The sequence below is a fragment of the Syntrophaceae bacterium genome, assembly GCA_013177825.1.
GTDB lineage: Bacteria > Desulfobacterota > Syntrophia > Syntrophales > PHBD01 > PHBD01.
Window position 1 is genome coordinate 300,559 of the sequence record JABLXX010000003.1, and the last position, 15,322, is coordinate 315,880.

Here is a 15,322-nt window from a genome sequence, read left to right on the forward strand (position 1 = left end):
CAATGGAAAAGACAGGGGACACAATGAATCCGGAAATCCTGGAGCACAGGGGGGATGAGCTTCATCTCCTGAGGGAGCTTTATCGCACGCAGCAGGCGATGCTGAATGTCATCCCTCGGATCATCGGAATATCGTCCTCCAGGCTTGCTCTTTTGCGGCTCCTGGCCGTCGAGATGCCCAGGGAGGCCGGCGTCATGGAGATCGCCCGCCGGCTGGGCATCAACGCCGCCGCCGTGACCCGGCTCGTCCGGGAGATGGAGGAGCAGAAGTGGGTGCAGAGACGGTCCGATTCCAGGGACGGCCGCCGCAATTTTGTCAGCCTGACGGCGAAGGGAAGGCTCCAGTTCCGGAAGATCCACGAGCGCATGCATGCCTTCGAGCGCTCGGTGGGGGAGAAACTCGACCTGGAGGACGTTCAGGCGACGATCCGGGTCCTTGGAGCGCTTCGCGGCGCTCTGGACCAGTACAGATAAGGGAGAAAGGACGATGAAAACGAAAACGGAAAAACCCTTCAACAGGAGAGCCTTTGCCGCCTTGGCGGCGGCCTTCTCCGGACTGGGGCTTCCCCTCACGGGGTATGCCAATCACCTCTATCAGTTTTCCCCCGTGTCAACCCAGCGCCATGCCTGGATGGCGGCACACAACGTGTTCGCGGTCCTTTTTCTCGTCTTTGCCGTCTGGCACATCTTCCTGAACCGCCATGCCCTGCTCCGGCATGCGAAAGGGGCTGTCCGGAACATTCCTTTCCCGAGCAGGGAAGCGATTCTGGCAAGTGTCATTGTCGCCTCGGTTGTGGTCCTGTTCGTGGGGCACGCCTTCGTGGCGGGAGGATGAGAGGCGCCGGCCATGCAGGTGAACAATGAGATTTACAGCCGGCGGGGACACGCCTGGTGGGACGACGATGAAGGCGAATTCGCCACTATCCGTTTTTTCATCAATCCCGTGCGATTCGGCTATTTCCGGCGGATCCTGGAGAAGGAGAGTGACGGGAGACCGGCATTCCGGACTGTCCTCGACGTGGGGTGCGGCGGAGGGCTGCTGTCGGAGGAGTTTGCCCGAGCCGGTTATGAAGTGACCGGCGTGGACCCGGCGTGGCCGTCCATCGAGGCGGCGCGGGAGCACGCTGCCGCAGGCGGGCTGCAGATTGATTACCGTTCGGCCGCGGGCGAGCAGCTTCCTTTCGGGGGCGGGAGCTTCGACATCGTTCTGTGCTGCGATGTCCTGGAACATGTCGAAGAAGTCGGGCGGGTGATTGCTGAAATCGCGAGAGTGCTCAAACCCGGCGGGATCTTCTGCTTCGACACGATCAACCGGACGTTCCGGAGCTGGGTCGCCGTCATCAAGATCATGCAGGACTGGCCGTCGACGGCCTTCGCCGAACCGAACTCCCACGTTTGGAAGAAGTTCATCCGTCCGGCGGAATTATCCGACCTGCTTGCCCGGCATGGACTTGTCCAGCGGGACATTCGCGGCATCGCCCCCCACGGCAATCCGATCGGTATCTGGCTCAATTTCAACAGGCGCGTCCGGGGCAGGATCTCGTACCGGGAGTTGGGGCGGCGCCTGGGCTTGTGCGAAAGCGTCGATACAAGCGCTTCCTACATGGGCTATGCCGTCAAGGGGATGAATGAACGAATGGAGCCGGCAGCTTCCTGACTCCGCCCGGTGCTGACCTCTGCCGAAAGAACGAGCGGCCCCCTCTCTGTCCTGATGGTTCCCATCCCCGTTTTTTCAGCCCAGATATTGCGAAATGTCGACCTCGTCGATCTGCTCGGGTTTGAGAAAACGCTTCGCATACCGCAGATACACGCCCGAGCGGAGGAAAAGATCGAACAGCGCCGAATCGATGTGCCGGTCTTTTTTGAAAAAGGACAGGATTCTAATCGACTCGGACAACATCTTGGCCTTTTTGTACGGGCGGTCGGAAGCGGTCAGGGCCTCGAAGATATCGGCGATGGCCATGATGCGGGACGGGACGGACAGATCGCTTTCGGTCAGGCGGCGTGGATATCCGGAACCTGTCAGCGTCTCGTGGTGGGCGCCGGCGTACTCGGGAACCCTGCGCAGTTCCCTTGGAAAGGGCAGGGCATCCAGCATGGCGATGGTCTGGATGATGTGCTCGGTGATCTTGAAGCGCTCCTCTTCGGAAAGCGTGCCCCGCTCGACACACAGATTGATTATCTCACCGAAGTTATACAGGTTTTTCGGAACCTGCACTTTGAAGCCATACTTTGGATCGAAGATCCTCCTGTCGCTCCGCGGAATGATGTGGCATGGCTTGTCGGAGAGCAGGGTCTCGACCGCCGGCAGCTCGGGGGCGGGCATGCCTTCGTGGCGCCGCAGTTCCTCCTCTGACAGGCCGAGGCGGTCGTCGAAATGACGGAGCCAGGTCCGGCCGGCGATCCTCTTGATCCGCACGATGCGCTCCGGGTCCATGAACTCGCCGCCGATGTTGCATTCCGCCACGAAGGCGAAATCGTCGATCAGCCCGGCGCGCCGCTCGCGGAATTCCCTGACGGCGGCTTCCGGATCGACGCCGCTCTGGATGGCCTTGAGGCAATCGATTTCCGCGTCCCTGAGCAGCACCTCGAAACGCATGCGTATTTCGTGGATGCGGTTGTAGATCGTCTCCAGCTTGGTTGCCTTGTCGACCACGTATTCCGGCGTCGTGACCTTGCCGCAGTCATGCAGCCACGCTCCGATCCGGAATTCCCGCCACTCTTCCTCCGAACGGAAAACGAAACCAGCCAGCGGTCCCTCCGTTACACGGGAGGCCTCCTCCGCCAGCATGATCGCCAGCTCCGGCATCCGTTCGCAATGGCCTCCGGTATAGGGACTCTTGGCGTCGATGGCGCCGGCTACCAGCCTGATCAACGAATCCATCAGCACCCGCTGGGCCTGCAGCAGATTGTGATTCTCCAGTGCGACCGCCGACTGCGAGGCCAGCGCCTCGACAAACCCCACCAATTCCCGGGGAAACGGAATCACCTCCCCCGTATCCGGGTTCAGGGCGTTCATGAACTGCAGGACCCCGATCACCTCGCCTTCGCGGGGCGACATGGGGACGGTCAGCATGGAGATGGTCCGGTATCCCGTTTCTTCATCAAAGCGGTGCGACCCGCTCATGTCGAACTGTGTTTCGGAGTAGACGTCGTCGATGACGACGGTTTCATCATGCACCGCCGCGTAGACCGAGACGTATTGCTCGTTCAGTGATCCCGTGGCCGGATCGCGGAGCGGGATCTCGAACGAGGGGAGCGTATCGTCCTTTGTACGCAATGCAAATGCCATCGTGCCCCTTTCCGTTTTCAGGTACATCGTTCCGGCGTCGCAATTGCACAACTGCCTGCCGTTGAGGAGGATATGCCGGAGCAGTGCCTGTCGGTTGTGCTCCCTTGAGAGCAGGATTCCGTTCTCCACCAAGCTGGCGAGCTTTTCTTCCGCTACGGTCAGGGCCCGGGTGCGCTCGCGGAGTGTGCTCTTCATGACCCGGTGGGCCTGGTCGAGCGTGTCCACCTCATACAGGATGGAGGCGATTTTTTTAACTTCGCCGGAAAAATCCAGGTTCTTGATTCGTTCCGCGTCTCCTGCAAGGGCGGACAGGGCTCGCCCGACCCGGCGTGCGCCAAGGACGGCAAGGGGGATCACGACCAGCAGAAAGACGACCGTTACCAGGATGACTTGGTTCCGGGCCTCGACAATCAGACCGGAAAAGTCGGTCATCGGCGCAAAGGCGCCGATACGGAATTCGACCCCTGTTGCGGCGTGGTACGTGTGGTTTGCAAACACGAAGGACTCTCCCCCGACGTCGACGACCCGCGCTTCTCCCCTCTCATTCCCGCCTTGCCACGATTCCAGGACGGCGAGATGAGGACTGGCCGTCTGGGAGATCGGTGTCAGTGCAGCCACTCCTGTCAGGTTGTAGGCCCGGGATGAACTGTGGAGGGCCAGGATCCGGTTGTGGTGATCGAGAATGACGATTGCGCCGGCCGGCGTCATCGGGATTTGTGTCAGAAAATTCCGCAACCCTTCCAGGCTCAGGTCCGCCCCCAGCACCCCGATTCCACCCCGGAGGGGACTGGAAACCGTGATGCCGACTTCCCGGGATGAGGCAAATACATACGGGTCCGTGATCGCGACGGGCGGATTCGACTTTGCCCCTTCGTACCAGGGCCGCTGGGTAGGGAAATATTTGGTCCGTCCTTCCTTTGAACCGATAACCTGCCGGTCGGAGGACCAGAATTGCCAGGATTCCAATCGTTTGTCCCCGGTGGTCCGGGCGATTCTTCGCACCGCAAGCCGGGTGTTCGCAGGGGCCGACAGGGCGGCCAATATGCGAGGGTTATCGCGGACATTGATCACCTGGAAGAAGTCGTCGCTCTCGAGCCCGAAATAGACGGAATACAGGTTCTCTTCGCTCTCCAGCTCGGACATGAAAGTCACCAGCATGTCCTCGCCGTTCAGGCGTCCTCCCCGGAGATAGCTTTCGCTCCTTGCGGCAGCCTGAACTGCGACGCATCGACTTGTCCCCCCGATGAGGGTCTGGAGCCGCTCCACGCCGGTCTGCGTGATGAGGATAAAGCGCTGCTTTGCGCTGTTTTCCGCCATGGAATTGAACTTGTCGATAACGACGGTGAGAACCGAAGCGGTAAGCGTAAAAACGAAGCAGAGCAAGGCGATGACGGCCCAGTTTTGGAAACGCAGCTTCAGGTTTGAAAAGAGAGCCATGGGATTTCCTTTCTATGGCGTCCGTCATGCGGGCCGGCCCGCCTCCCGGCAGTGTCTCACCGGTAACGGGAGGAAGCAACGTCAGCGAACGGTGATCTCCACCCGGCGGTTTTTCGGTTCGGGCGTGTTGTCCGGCGTGGGGATAAGGAGATTCCGCTCACCATGGGACGTGATCGTCAGGTCGTGAACCTGCAGGCCCGCCTTCCGGATGATTTCCGCCACGGACTGCGCCCGCTGCAGCGCAAGCTTTTCATTGGATTCGCTGTTCCCTACCGTATCGGTATGGCCGATCACCGATACGTCAGGCGCCGGCCGGTTTCTCGTTGCCTCCAGGATCGCCGGGATCAGGGCCTGGGACTCACCCGTCAGCATCGTTCCCCCGGCCCGGTAGTAGAGCATGAAGCTGACCGGCAGAGGCGGCCGGGTGGCGAGGGCCTCGCCGAAATCCCTCTGGATCCGGTCTTCTCCGACCGCGTACGGGGTGGATGTCGATCCGTCCAGGTCGGCGCCGGTGCGCGGCTTGTCCAGCAGCACCTCGCCCTTTTCCCCGCTGACCGAGATCTGTCCTGACGTTCCGTCCGCGTTGTCCATCAGGACGACGTAGGACTTCGGAGCGGGCTTCGGTGCCGTCGCGCAGCCCGCCGCCAGCAGCACGATACAAATGATCAGGACCGTCTTTGAGATGCTCATCATGGCTTTTCACCTCCGTTCTGCGGCTCGACCCTGACCAGGTAGCGGGTACCGCGGATTCCGATCGTTCCCGTCGGCGTCTTCATGCGGACGGAGTTCGGCTTGAGCCTGGCAATCACACCCGAGACGACCTGCAGGCTGCCTTTCGACACGGTGGTGCCGAACTTGAGGTTGTCATTCCCCGGCGCGTAGAGATACTCGTCTACCGTCAGGGCGGTGTCGGGCCCGAAGGACATCACGGTGTTGTCCTTGAACGTAACCCCCATGCTCCCGTCGGGGCCGGTCTTCAGCGTGTTTCCCATCCTGATCGGCGTGCCCGGCGCGGCCCGGACCGGCTTCCCGCCGTCGATCACGAAGGCCCCGCCCTTGACCGTCTTGACATATCCGATGGAGTCCTGATCCCCCGCCCATGCCAGGGCCGGGAGAAGTAGGACGACTGCCATGACGAATCTCAGCATGGTGTCCCCTCCTGCATGCATTTCTTGTGTTTTCCATCCTTCCGATCCGCGCGAATATCCGCGTCACGGGATTCTGATGCGGTTGTCCTCGTCGGTTGCCAGGTGTCCGGGGATATGCCTTCCCCCGCTGCCTCTGTCATGAAGCCCGGTTCTATTTTTCCGCCAGAACGATGGTGTCTCCTGACTCGCCAGCCCGCAGGCGTTCCAGGTGAAGGCGAACGAGAGGATCGAGCGGCCTTTCGGCCGCCAGGCGCTCGAACGCCGCCCCGGCACCCGGGTCACTCCGGCGCAGCCTCTCGAATGCCTGCTCGTAGGCGCAGTCGTGCTCCGATGCCTCGCCTTTTCCGCCGGATGCCGCCAGCGGCTCATAGACCGCCAGGGGGCGGGTCTTCCCTTTCAGGACCAGAGCTCCCACGGGCCGGACCGCCGCGTCCGGGCAGCCGGCGAGGGTGGCCTCGGAGACGCAGATCCGTGTTCCCAGGTACTTGTTCACGCCTTCGAGACGGGAGGCCGTGTTGACGGCGTCGCCCAGGGCGCGGTAGTCGAACATGGTCGTTCCGCCGAAGTTCCCGACGATGACCTCGCCGGTGTGGACGCCGATGCGGGTCTGCCCGAAGGCAATGCCCTTCGCGTTGAGGTCGTCCGCGTACCGCTCCGCGAACGCATGCATCTCCAGGGCGCACTTCATGGCCCGCTCCTGGTGGTCCGGCTGCACGACCGGCGCCGAAAACATGATCGCCACGGCGTCGCCGACGATCCGGTCCAGGGTCCCGCCGTGCCGGAAGGCGGTGGTGACCATCTCATCCAGGTAGGCGTTGAGGACCGAGACGGCGTCACCGGGGTCCATCGATTCCATGAGGCTTGTAAAACCGGCGAGATCCGTAAAGATGAAGCTGCATACCCGGCGCTGTCCCCCCAGTTCCAGCTGGTCGGGGTGCTCGACCAGGTAATCGACGCGGTTGGGCGACACGTAACGCGAGAAGGCCTCCCGGACCCACCGCTGGCGCTGCTCGCTGGTCCGGTGACGGACGACGCTCCCCACGATGAAGGTGACCAGGAGCGCCAGGGCGGGAGTGACGGGGTCCAGGAGCAGGCCGTAACGGGTGAAGGCGATCCAGGCGCCCCCTCCGGCGGCCAGGAGAACGGCGGCGGTCACTCCGGCCGATACAAGGGCCTGGGTGGACAGGGCGATGATTGCGACGAGCAGGCCGCCGATGAAGATCACCAGCGCCTCGATGGCTCCCGCATGGGACGGGCGTTTCAGGTACGTTGCCGTCAGGATCTGTTCGAGGGCCTGGGCATGGGCCTCCACCCCGGGGATGATGGTTCCCATCGGACTGAACCGGAGATCCATGAGTCCCTGGGCCGATGTTCCGACCAGGACGATGTGTCCGTCGATATGCTCTTGGGACGCCTCTCCCGCAAGCACTTTCCAGGCGGGAAGGGATCGGTCCGGAACGGGCCGGGTATAATGCACCCAGATTTCCCCCTGGGGCGTCGTTGGCACGGTAACGCCACCGGTCCGGATTTCCTCCACGCCGGTTCCCTTTTGGGCTCCGGTCTTCACGATGTAATTCATCCCGCCCTGCGCTACCCGCAGCGACTCGGCGATGAGGGACGGCATCGCCTGGTCCCGCAGGCGGACCAGGAGGGGCACCCGGCGGACGACCCCGTCCGAGTCGGGGATGAACGTCAGGGCGCCGTTGCCCGCCGCCGCGCTTTCCAGGAGCGGGATTGCCGTTACCGAGCTTTCAAAGGGATGTAGAGAAGGGAGGGGGGAGGGGCCGGAAAAGACGAATCGAAAGGGTTGCGCCGGCAGCGGACGCTCCGGGCCGTCCCGTTGGGCCGCGAATCCGAGGACGACACGGCCGTGGCGGATCGTCCGGGCCAGAGCCTCGTCGTGGTCGGTCAGGCCCACCAGGCGCTGGCGGAGGTCTTCCGGAAGGTTCCAGGCGGCGGCCATGGACTTCGGCGACGTCCGGTCGGGCTCTGCGAAGATGATGTCCATGCCGATAGCTGCCGCGCCGGCCTGCTGCAGCCTTTCGATCATGTCGGCGACGTGCGTGCGGGGCCAGGGCCATTGCCCGATTCGTTTCAGGCTTTCTTCGTCGATGTCGATGATGCGAACGGGTGCAGGCTGGTAAACCCGCGGATGCCAGTGCTGGTATTGGTCGAAAACAGCGTTTCGCAGGACCTGCAGAGGGAGAGGTTCCAGGAAAAAAAGGACGGCCCCGAGGAAGATGGTGGCAAAGGGAATAATCATGACGGGAGTGATCCTGCGAAAAGGTGTCATGGTCCCTGCGGCCTTTAAAAAAAGGGAAAGGGGAAAAGATCGTATTTTCCTTTTGGCGGGAGAAGAATACAGAGAAAGCTTCTTTGTGTCAATGTTCCCATAAACCACACATTATTTGCTTATGCAGGATCCCGAGGAGCGAAACGAAAAAAGGCCGCCCCACCGGTTCGGCGAGGCGGCCCTGGGAAAGGAGAGAACAAGCAATTCTCTCTAGGCAGCTTTTCTCATCGATTTGGGGGCAACTGCATTATGAAGCGCATCCTCGTCGGACCAGACACGCTCGAAGCCGCTTTCCAGTTTGGAGGCCGACAGACCGGCTCGGACCGGCTGCTCGGTAATGCCGTGATTGGTTTCCCCGTATCCCGCCTGAGACAGCGAGTCGCTGTCTGACCACACGCGTTCCATTCCTGTTTCCAGCATCTTGATTTCCATCGTAAATCTCCTCTCTGTATCCATATATTACCGCGGTCATTATGTAACCGCGGTTAGTTGGCGGCAAAAAATTATTCCTTTTTCAAGCCCTTCAAAATCAGCTCGACTGCGGCATCGATCGTCGGTTTGCGATAGTCCTTGCTGTCGGAGTCCATTCTGTTTTCCTGATATTGGATAACGCCCATGAAGCAATTCCACAGGATGATGGACACAAGCCTGGCATCGGGACCGTGGAAAATGCCCTGATCGATCCCTTTTTGAACGGCCTGCTCCATCTGATTGAAATTGGAGCGCATCAGGCTCTTCAGGGTATCCAGGCGGTTTTTTGGCAGAAGTCTTTTGAATTCGGCGGCGTTGTAACGGGATACGAGGTGATATGAGCCTGGATTGCTGAAGAAAACATCCCGGGTGGCGTCGATGATTTTCCTGACGGTGATTTCTGCCGGTTCTTCCCTGTTTTCGGCAATTTTGATCAGGCGGCGGCTCAGTTCAGCGAGAGCCGGCTCCACGATATGATAATAGAGATCATCTTTGCTCTTGAAGTAAAGGTAGATCGTGGCTTTGGATATCTCAACCTGGCGGGCGATTTCATCCAGAGACGTTTCGGCGTATCCCTTCCTGTAAAAGAGCTCGGCCGCAGTCTCCTGAATCTGCTGACGTCGCGATTCTTTTTCTCTCAGCTTGCGCTCCGCGATGCCCATTTTGATCGTTCACCTGGAGTGAGGATGACAACGCTCTGAGTAACCACGGTCATATTGTTACTGCGGTCAGTTAACGCTCAGGGGACACTCTTGTCAAGAAGTTTTTTTTGCTCATGGAATGAAGTATCCGGAGGGCCGGCCGGTGATACGATCAGCCGGCGGTGATCGCCCGGTTTCGTCCTTCGGCTTTTGCCCGGTAAAGGAGTTCATCTACCCGGGTGATGAGGGATTCCGCCGAATCGTTCCTGCGTGCCATGGAGGCGCCCATGGAGACGGTAACCAACAGGTTGCAATTCCCAACCCGCAGAAAGGAGGTCTCCACGAGAACACGCAGCTTGTTGGCGGTAGGTTCCAATTCCCTTTCATCGAGATGCTGAAGGATCAGCAGGAATTCCTCTCCGCCCCACCGGCCTGTCGTATCGGAGGAGCGGATGTTTTCCTTCAGGGTCCTGGAGACCATTTTGAGCACTTCATCTCCGATCATGTGACCGTGCGTATCGTTGACATTCTTGAAGTGGTCGATGTCCGCGAAGACCAGGGCGAATGGGAAGCCGTGACGATGCAGATCCTCGAAGCAGGAACGGATTTTCATGTCCAGGAACCGCCGGTTGACCAGTCCCGTCAGAGGATCCAGGAGGGCCGCTTTTTTAAGGTCCTCGATGTATTGCATGACGGCCATGTCCGACGTGATCTCCCGGAAGATCTCGACGACCCCGACGGGCCTTCCCGTATGGTCCGGAATAGGGGAGACATGGACGTTTACAGGAACGCGGTGGCCTTCCCTGTGGTGGAGGAACACATCGGCCTCCCGGCTTTCGGCGTCGGTCAGCGTCTGCAGGACGGGGCAGCCGCCTTGGCAGAGCGGCGTTCCGTCCCCATCGACGTGCACCAGGATGTTGTCCCGGCAGCCGGATCCCAGAACATCGGAGGCGAGATACCCCGTAATCCGTTCCGCACCCCGGTTCCAGTAAGTGATCGTCCGGTTTGTGTCGAGGAAGTAGATTCCGTCGGACATGTTGTCCAGAATCCGCTCGCAAAAGAAATCGAGGGTCTGCATGGCCGGTCCTTCCTTCCTGGGTCAGAGCCGTCCGGCTTCGAAAGCATCCACCGCCCGGTTGTACTTTTCGTGGATCATCTTCCGGTCGAACTCCCAGAATTCCTCCAGCATGGCCTTTTGCTCGTCCTCGCTGAAATAGGAAAGGATCGGATAGAAGAATCCCTTGTCCTCCTTGGCGATGTGCTTCGGGTAGAACTCCGTCAGCCACCGGAGGCATTCGACCACCGTGGCCACGGCAGAGGTGTCACCCTTCAGGTATTGTTCCTTGGCCGCCACGAGGCGGGCTACGGTCTTCCGGCCCTGCCGGTGTTCCTCCATCAGTTCGTCCATGATCCGGGCGTGCTCGGGGGTCAGCTTTTTTTTCTTCATTTCCCGGAACAGGATGTCTTCTTCCTTGCCGTGGTGGGTCCGGTCGGCGTAGGTCCGGATGAAGTCCACCGCGACGTCCACCGCCACCGGGTTGACCGTGTTCTCGCGGTTGATCCGCTCGATCTCGACCTTTACGGCCCGGATCATCCGTTCGATGAGCCGGTGCTCCCACATCAGGGGTCCGATGGGTTTCATGGCATTCCCTCCTTTCCGGATGGTTGGTTCAGGGAAGTTTTTCTCCCTCCGAGGCGATGGCCTCCAGGCTTTCCCGGTCGAGAATCGCGATCCGGGCGCCCTGGGTGCGGATCAGGCCCCGGCGGCTCATTCGCGCCAGGATTCGTGAGAGGGTCTCCGGGATCGTCCCCAGGAGCGCCGCCAGTTGGGCCTTGGAAAGATCCAGTTCGACGGTATCCTTTGTTTCTCCACCGCTCCGATAGAGCAGGTAGGCCGCCAGCCTCCCGGGGACCTCTTTCAGGGACAGGTCCTCCACCATGCGGGTGAAGCGACGGAGCCGGACGGACAGAACCGCCAGCATCCCCAGAGCCAGGGACGCATCCCCGCGGATCAGCCCCACAAAGTCCTCCCGGGGGAAGAACAGGAAGGAGCAGGCCCTTTCCGCTGCGGCATGGGCCGGATATCCCTGGCCGGTAAACACGGCCACCTCTCCGAAAATTTCGCCGGAGCCGAACAGGTGCAGGATCTGCTCCTTGCCTTCCGGCGACAGTTTGAAAATCTTCACGCGGCCGGAAAGGATCGCAAAAAATCCCTTTCCGTCTTCCCCTTCAGAAAAGATACGCCTGCCCGCTGGAACCGTCCTGGAGACGGCGATTCCCGCCAGCGCCTCCAGGTGGGGCCGGGGCAGGCCCGCAAAGAGGGGGATCAGGGAGAGCCGGCCGGTCCGGTCGATGGCTGGTTTTTCCATGGCTGAAAAAATACCATCGCTCCTTGACTTAAGTCAAAGACGTTCTGAAAAGCGGTGGTTAAAATATATGAAAAAACGGAGGAATCGACATGAACACCACCCGGAAGATCATTCGCATCGACGAGGAGAAGTGCGACGGCTGCGGCCTTTGCGTGACCGCCTGCGCCGAAGGGGCGATCCGCATCATCGATGGAAAGGCCCGGCTGGTCTCGGACCGCTACTGCGACGGCCTGGGTGCCTGCCTGGGCGAATGTCCCCGGGGCGCCCTGGAGATCGCCGAGCGGGAGGCGGAGGCTTTTGACGAACAGGCCGTCCTGGAGCACCGGAAGCGGGAGCCGGCGGCGGAGGAAGCGCCTCCGGAAACCCTGGCCTGCGGCTGTCCCGGCACCCATCTCCAGACCTTTCTCCGGACGATCTCCTGCGAAGAGGCGAATCGACCGGTGACATCGAGCCACGAATCTTCGGCCCTCGGACACTGGCCCGTCCAGATCCGTCTGGTGCCGCCGACGGCGCCGTTCCTCCGGGGAGCGAGCCTCCTGGTGGCGGCGGACTGTGTACCCGTGGCGTATCCGGCCTTTCACCGGGACTTTCTGCAGGGCAGGGTGGTCCTCCTCGGCTGCCCCAAGTTCGACGATCCCGGACCTTACATTGAGAAGTTCGCCCGGATCTTTGCCGCCAACGAGATCCGCGACATGACCGTCGCCGTCATGGAGGTTCCCTGCTGTCAGGGGCTGCCCATGATCGTCCGGAAGGGGATGGAAATGGCGGGGAAAGACGTACCGCTGAAGAAAGTCGTTATCGGGACGGATGGAACCATCCGGGGTGAAGCGTCAAAGCCGGCGCCGCCGCTCCCGATTATCGAGGCGGTGAAGGCCTGAGTCCCGGGCGGCCCGGACGGCGGAGGCGTATTCCTGCGCCGTGATGCGGCGGTTGATGAGGGGATCCGCTGCGCCCCGCCCGCAGGGATGGTACTGGTCCATCACGTTCACATAGGTGTATGGGGAGAGACCGGCCAGGAAGGCCATGACGTCGGTCGTGCCGGCGGCCCCGCCGGGCATCACCAGGTGGCGCACCAGGAGCCCCCGGACGGCAATTCCTTCGCCATCCAGATATAGATCCCCCACCTGGCGGTGCATCTCCCGGATCGCCTCGCAGGCCCGCTCCCGGTAGTCCTTCACGCCGCAGAATCTCTCGGCCCAAGCATTGTCCCAGAACTTGAAGTCGGGCATGTAGATGTCCACGATACCGTCCAGGAGGCGGAGGGTCTCCACGCTGTCGTAGCCGCCGGTGTTGTAGACGAGGGGTACGGAGAGTCCGTGCTCGGAGGCAATCATGAGTCCCTCGAGAATCTGGGGAACCACGTGGGAGGGGGTGACGAAATTGATGTTTGGGCAGCCCCGCTCCTGGAGGCTCAGCATCATCGCCGCCAGGTGGATCGGCTCCAGGTCGTCTCCCGCCCGGCTGTGGCTGATGTCGTCGTTCTGGCAGAAGGTGCACAGAAGATTGCAGGAGCTGATGAAGATCGTCCCCGATCCGCCGGATCCCACGAGCGGCGCCTCTTCCCCGAAGTGGGCGTGGAAGCCGGCGATACGGGCCTTCCGGCCTGTGCGGCAATAGCCCGTCTCGCCGGCCAGCCGGTTCCTGCCGCACGATCGCGGACACAGGCGGCACTCCTCGAGCCCCCGGACGGCCGCCTCGGTGCGCCGTTCCAGTTCGCCCCGCCGGTAAAGCTCCCGGTAAGACGGTTCCATGTTCCCCTCATGATGCGGGTTCTATCTTACTCAGCCGGCGGCAGACGCTTCTTCAGCTCCTCGATTTCCTTCCGGAGCGCCCGCAGCTCCTCGCGGATCTGACGCAGGGCCTCGTCGCCGAGGTTGATTGTCGAGGTTCCCTGGTTGCAGGACCGGGTGATGAAACGACGAAGGATGAAAAACAGGATCCCCAGGAGCAGAATCCAGAAGAGCGGCATGATCCACCAGCCTCCATCCATACGTTTTTATCCTCTCCGGCCTTGGCGGCCTCCCTCCATATTTTTTCACGAACTGTAGCACAGCCCGCATCCGGCATGCCATGGGGAAGGTGGAGATCAGGGAAAACGTGACCGGAAGATTACGGCTTGACAGGAAATGGAGGATTCATATATTGCCAATTAGCAATATGGAGGCAGATGTTATGGAAGCGTTCGTCAGTGTGATGAAGGCCCTTTCCGACCCGAACCGGGTTCGGATCGTCAAGATGCTCCAGCAGCGGATGATGTGCGTCTGCGAGCTGCAGGCAGCCCTCCGGCTGGCCCAGCCCACGGTCTCCAAGCACCTGAAGATCCTCGAAGAGGCCGGGCTGGTGAGCCGCAAGAAGGACGGGCTCTGGGTCAACTATGCCGTTTCCGACGGCAGCCGCAGTCCCTATGCGGCGAGCATGCTGGGCAATCTCAGGCACTGGCTCTCCGAAGACCGCGAACTGATGGATCTTCTGAATACGATCGCGGACCTCGACCGGAACGTCCTGTGCGCCAGGGAGACGCCGGCCGTCTGAATAGCCTTTTAACGATTTACTGAGATTCCCGACCCCGGATCGGGAAATCCATCCGATCATACGGAGGAAATAACCAATCATGCAGTTCCTCATCGACCTGGTCGTTGCGGGGCTCCTGGCCCTGCAGGATTACGTGGCCACCCACGTCCTCACCTGCCTCATCCCGGCTTTTCTCCTGGCCGGGGCCATGGTGGCGTTCATCAACCAGCAGGCGATTCTCGAGGTCCTGGGAGAGAAGGCAAACAAGCTGAAATCGTTTTCCCTGGCCGGCCTGGCCAGCTTTTTCGTGGCCGCCTGCTCCTGCACCGTCATCCCTGTCTCCAGCGGCCTGTACTACAGCGGTGCAGCGGTCGGCGTCGCCTTCATCATTCTTTGGGTGGCCCCGTCCGCGAACATCCTGTCGCTGATCTACACAGGCAATATCCTGGGTTACGAGATTGTCGTCGCCCGGGTCGTTGCGTCCCTCCTGATGGCCTTCGTGGTAGGTTACATCATGACGGTATTCTTCGGGAAGGAGAAGCGGGAAACCGTCGCCGCCTTCCGGGCGGAGGACGCAGCTCAGGCCATTGTGGCCCGGCCCCACCTGATCCTCCTGGTCCTGATCCTGCTGTCGCTCCTGCTGCCGAACTACATCGGACAGACGGGGGCCTATCTGACCAAGGTCATCATCTGGGGAGTCGCCACCCTCGTCCTGGCAGCCTATGCATGGAAGGCCCTGTCCAGGGAGGAAATCGCCTCCTGGCTCCGGGAGAGCTGGTGGTTCATCCGGATCATCTTTCCCCTCCTGTTGGGCGGTGTCTTTCTCGTCGGTGTCATCGGGAAACTTCTCCCGGAGGAGTGGATCCGGGCCTGGCTGGGTGGTAACGGGGTCACGGCCTCTTTCCTGGCCACCATGATCGGCGCCGTCAGCTACTTCGCCACCATGACGGAGGCGCCTTTTGTCGACACGCTCATGAAACTCGGCATGGGCAAAGGGCCGGCCCTGACGCTGCTCCTGACGGGACCGGGACTGAGCCTGCCCAACTGGATCGCCATCGCCCGGGTCTTCGGCGTGAAGAAGGCCGTCGTCTATGTGATCACGATCATCATTCTGGGAACCTTCATGGGCTGGTTCTTCGGGAATTTCATTCTTTGAGGCGG

The 15,322-nt window shown here is 61.1% G+C and carries 17 protein-coding genes; 6 read left to right on the forward strand and 11 right to left on the reverse strand.

The genetic code is table 11. The features are described 5' to 3' along the window. Positions 1–23 precede the first annotated feature (23 nt). Genes HPY65_09005 through ubiG form a run of 3 tightly spaced genes read left to right on the forward strand, consistent with a single transcriptional unit; the run spans position 24 to position 1,656 of the window. A complete protein-coding gene (locus HPY65_09005) occupies positions 24–473 on the forward strand; it encodes a MarR family transcriptional regulator (protein NPU84617.1) in 450 nt (149 codons plus the stop codon). A gap of 13 nt (positions 474–486) precedes the next feature. Next, positions 487–834, forward strand: coding sequence for a DUF4405 domain-containing protein (locus tag HPY65_09010; GenBank protein NPU84618.1), 348 nt, complete (start codon positions 487–489; stop codon positions 832–834). A gap of 12 nt (positions 835–846) precedes the next feature. After that, a complete protein-coding gene (gene ubiG, locus HPY65_09015) occupies positions 847–1,656 on the forward strand; it encodes a 3-demethylubiquinone-9 3-O-methyltransferase (protein ID NPU84619.1) in 810 nt (269 codons plus the stop codon). Positions 1,657–1,731: 75 nt separating this feature from the next. Here ubiG and HPY65_09020 read toward each other — a convergent pair whose 3' ends face one another. From HPY65_09020 to HPY65_09060, 9 genes are all read right to left on the reverse strand, one after another. Continuing rightward, positions 1,732–4,728 (reverse strand): GAF domain-containing protein, encoded by a 2,997-nt coding sequence (locus HPY65_09020; GenBank protein ID NPU84620.1) that lies wholly within the window; start codon positions 4,726–4,728, stop codon positions 1,732–1,734. Between the two features lie 81 nt (positions 4,729–4,809). Then, positions 4,810–5,418 carry an OmpA family protein gene (locus tag HPY65_09025; GenBank protein NPU84621.1) on the reverse strand — a complete coding sequence of 203 codons (609 nt, stop codon included), beginning with the start codon at positions 5,416–5,418 and terminating at the stop codon, positions 4,810–4,812. After that, entirely contained in the window at positions 5,418–5,897 is a 480-nt protein-coding gene (locus HPY65_09030) for a hypothetical protein (GenBank protein ID NPU84622.1), read from the reverse strand. Before HPY65_09030 ends, HPY65_09025 begins: the two co-directional genes overlap by 1 nt. 130 nt (positions 5,898–6,027) lie before the next feature. Continuing rightward, the gene (locus tag HPY65_09035; protein ID NPU84623.1) at positions 6,028–8,169 is read right to left on the reverse strand and encodes an adenylate/guanylate cyclase domain-containing protein; all 2,142 of its coding nucleotides are present in this window, start codon (positions 8,167–8,169) and stop codon (positions 6,028–6,030) included. 210 nt (positions 8,170–8,379) lie between these two features. After that, entirely contained in the window at positions 8,380–8,601 is a 222-nt protein-coding gene (locus HPY65_09040) for a hypothetical protein (protein NPU84624.1), read from the reverse strand. 71 nt (positions 8,602–8,672) lie between these two features. Further along, the gene (locus HPY65_09045; protein NPU84625.1) at positions 8,673–9,302 is read right to left on the reverse strand and encodes a TetR/AcrR family transcriptional regulator; all 630 of its coding nucleotides are present in this window, start codon (positions 9,300–9,302) and stop codon (positions 8,673–8,675) included. A 151-nt stretch (positions 9,303–9,453) separates the two neighbouring features. Further along, positions 9,454–10,359: a GGDEF domain-containing protein gene (locus HPY65_09050; protein ID NPU84626.1), complete on the reverse strand. Its 906-nt coding sequence runs from the start codon at positions 10,357–10,359 to the stop codon at positions 9,454–9,456. A gap of 21 nt (positions 10,360–10,380) precedes the next feature. Next, complete coding sequence (locus HPY65_09055) at positions 10,381–10,923, reverse strand: cation-binding protein (protein NPU84627.1); 543 nt, start codon at positions 10,921–10,923, stop codon at positions 10,381–10,383. A 28-nt stretch (positions 10,924–10,951) separates the two neighbouring features. Beyond that, positions 10,952–11,650, reverse strand: coding sequence for a Crp/Fnr family transcriptional regulator (locus HPY65_09060; protein ID NPU84628.1), 699 nt, complete (start codon positions 11,648–11,650; stop codon positions 10,952–10,954). Between the two features lie 89 nt (positions 11,651–11,739). Here HPY65_09060 and HPY65_09065 point away from each other — a divergent pair, with 89 nt between their 5' ends. Then, the gene (locus tag HPY65_09065; GenBank protein NPU84629.1) at positions 11,740–12,528 is read left to right on the forward strand and encodes a 4Fe-4S binding protein; all 789 of its coding nucleotides are present in this window, start codon (positions 11,740–11,742) and stop codon (positions 12,526–12,528) included. On the opposite strand, the gene HPY65_09070 is transcribed toward HPY65_09065, so the two are convergent. Both HPY65_09070 and HPY65_09075 read right to left on the reverse strand, forming a co-directional pair. Next, positions 12,481–13,401 carry a radical SAM protein gene (locus tag HPY65_09070; protein NPU84630.1) on the reverse strand — a complete coding sequence of 307 codons (921 nt, stop codon included), beginning with the start codon at positions 13,399–13,401 and terminating at the stop codon, positions 12,481–12,483. The two genes, HPY65_09065 and HPY65_09070, sit on opposite strands and share 48 nt — an antisense overlap. A gap of 26 nt (positions 13,402–13,427) precedes the next feature. Next, the gene (locus HPY65_09075; protein ID NPU84631.1) at positions 13,428–13,640 is read right to left on the reverse strand and encodes a hypothetical protein; all 213 of its coding nucleotides are present in this window, start codon (positions 13,638–13,640) and stop codon (positions 13,428–13,430) included. Between the two features lie 182 nt (positions 13,641–13,822). On the opposite strand from HPY65_09075, the gene HPY65_09080 reads away from it, so the two are divergent. Both HPY65_09080 and HPY65_09085 read left to right on the forward strand, forming a co-directional pair. After that, on the forward strand, positions 13,823–14,182 hold the full coding sequence (locus tag HPY65_09080) for a winged helix-turn-helix transcriptional regulator (GenBank protein ID NPU84632.1): 360 nt from the start codon (positions 13,823–13,825) through the stop codon (positions 14,180–14,182). Between the two features lie 79 nt (positions 14,183–14,261). Then, positions 14,262–15,317, forward strand: a complete 1,056-nt coding sequence (locus HPY65_09085) for a permease (GenBank protein ID NPU84633.1) — start codon at positions 14,262–14,264, stop codon at positions 15,315–15,317. Positions 15,318–15,322: the final 5 nt, after the last annotated feature.

Coding starts and splice junctions, on each gene's coding strand:
- HPY65_09025 (NPU84621.1), bottom strand. CDS start 5,418: ATGAGCATCTCAAAGACGGTCCTGATCATTTGTATCGTGCTGCTGGCG.
- HPY65_09045 (NPU84625.1), bottom strand. CDS start 9,302: ATGGGCATCGCGGAGCGCAAGCTGAGAGAAAAAGAATCGCGACGTCAG.
- HPY65_09085 (NPU84633.1), top strand. CDS start 14,262: ATGCAGTTCCTCATCGACCTGGTCGTTGCGGGGCTCCTGGCCCTGCAG.
- HPY65_09060 (NPU84628.1), bottom strand. CDS start 11,650: ATGGAAAAACCAGCCATCGACCGGACCGGCCGGCTCTCCCTGATCCCC.
- HPY65_09070 (NPU84630.1), bottom strand. CDS start 13,401: ATGGAACCGTCTTACCGGGAGCTTTACCGGCGGGGCGAACTGGAACGG.
- HPY65_09005 (NPU84617.1), top strand. CDS start 24: ATGAATCCGGAAATCCTGGAGCACAGGGGGGATGAGCTTCATCTCCTG.
- HPY65_09040 (NPU84624.1), bottom strand. CDS start 8,601: ATGGAAATCAAGATGCTGGAAACAGGAATGGAACGCGTGTGGTCAGAC.
- HPY65_09075 (NPU84631.1), bottom strand. CDS start 13,640: ATGGATGGAGGCTGGTGGATCATGCCGCTCTTCTGGATTCTGCTCCTG.
- ubiG (NPU84619.1), top strand. CDS start 847: ATGCAGGTGAACAATGAGATTTACAGCCGGCGGGGACACGCCTGGTGG.
- HPY65_09010 (NPU84618.1), top strand. CDS start 487: ATGAAAACGAAAACGGAAAAACCCTTCAACAGGAGAGCCTTTGCCGCC.
- HPY65_09065 (NPU84629.1), top strand. CDS start 11,740: ATGAACACCACCCGGAAGATCATTCGCATCGACGAGGAGAAGTGCGAC.
- HPY65_09035 (NPU84623.1), bottom strand. CDS start 8,169: ATGACACCTTTTCGCAGGATCACTCCCGTCATGATTATTCCCTTTGCC.
- HPY65_09030 (NPU84622.1), bottom strand. CDS start 5,897: ATGCATGCAGGAGGGGACACCATGCTGAGATTCGTCATGGCAGTCGTC.
- HPY65_09055 (NPU84627.1), bottom strand. CDS start 10,923: ATGAAACCCATCGGACCCCTGATGTGGGAGCACCGGCTCATCGAACGG.
- HPY65_09050 (NPU84626.1), bottom strand. CDS start 10,359: ATGCAGACCCTCGATTTCTTTTGCGAGCGGATTCTGGACAACATGTCC.
- HPY65_09080 (NPU84632.1), top strand. CDS start 13,823: ATGGAAGCGTTCGTCAGTGTGATGAAGGCCCTTTCCGACCCGAACCGG.
- HPY65_09020 (NPU84620.1), bottom strand. CDS start 4,728: ATGGCTCTCTTTTCAAACCTGAAGCTGCGTTTCCAAAACTGGGCCGTC.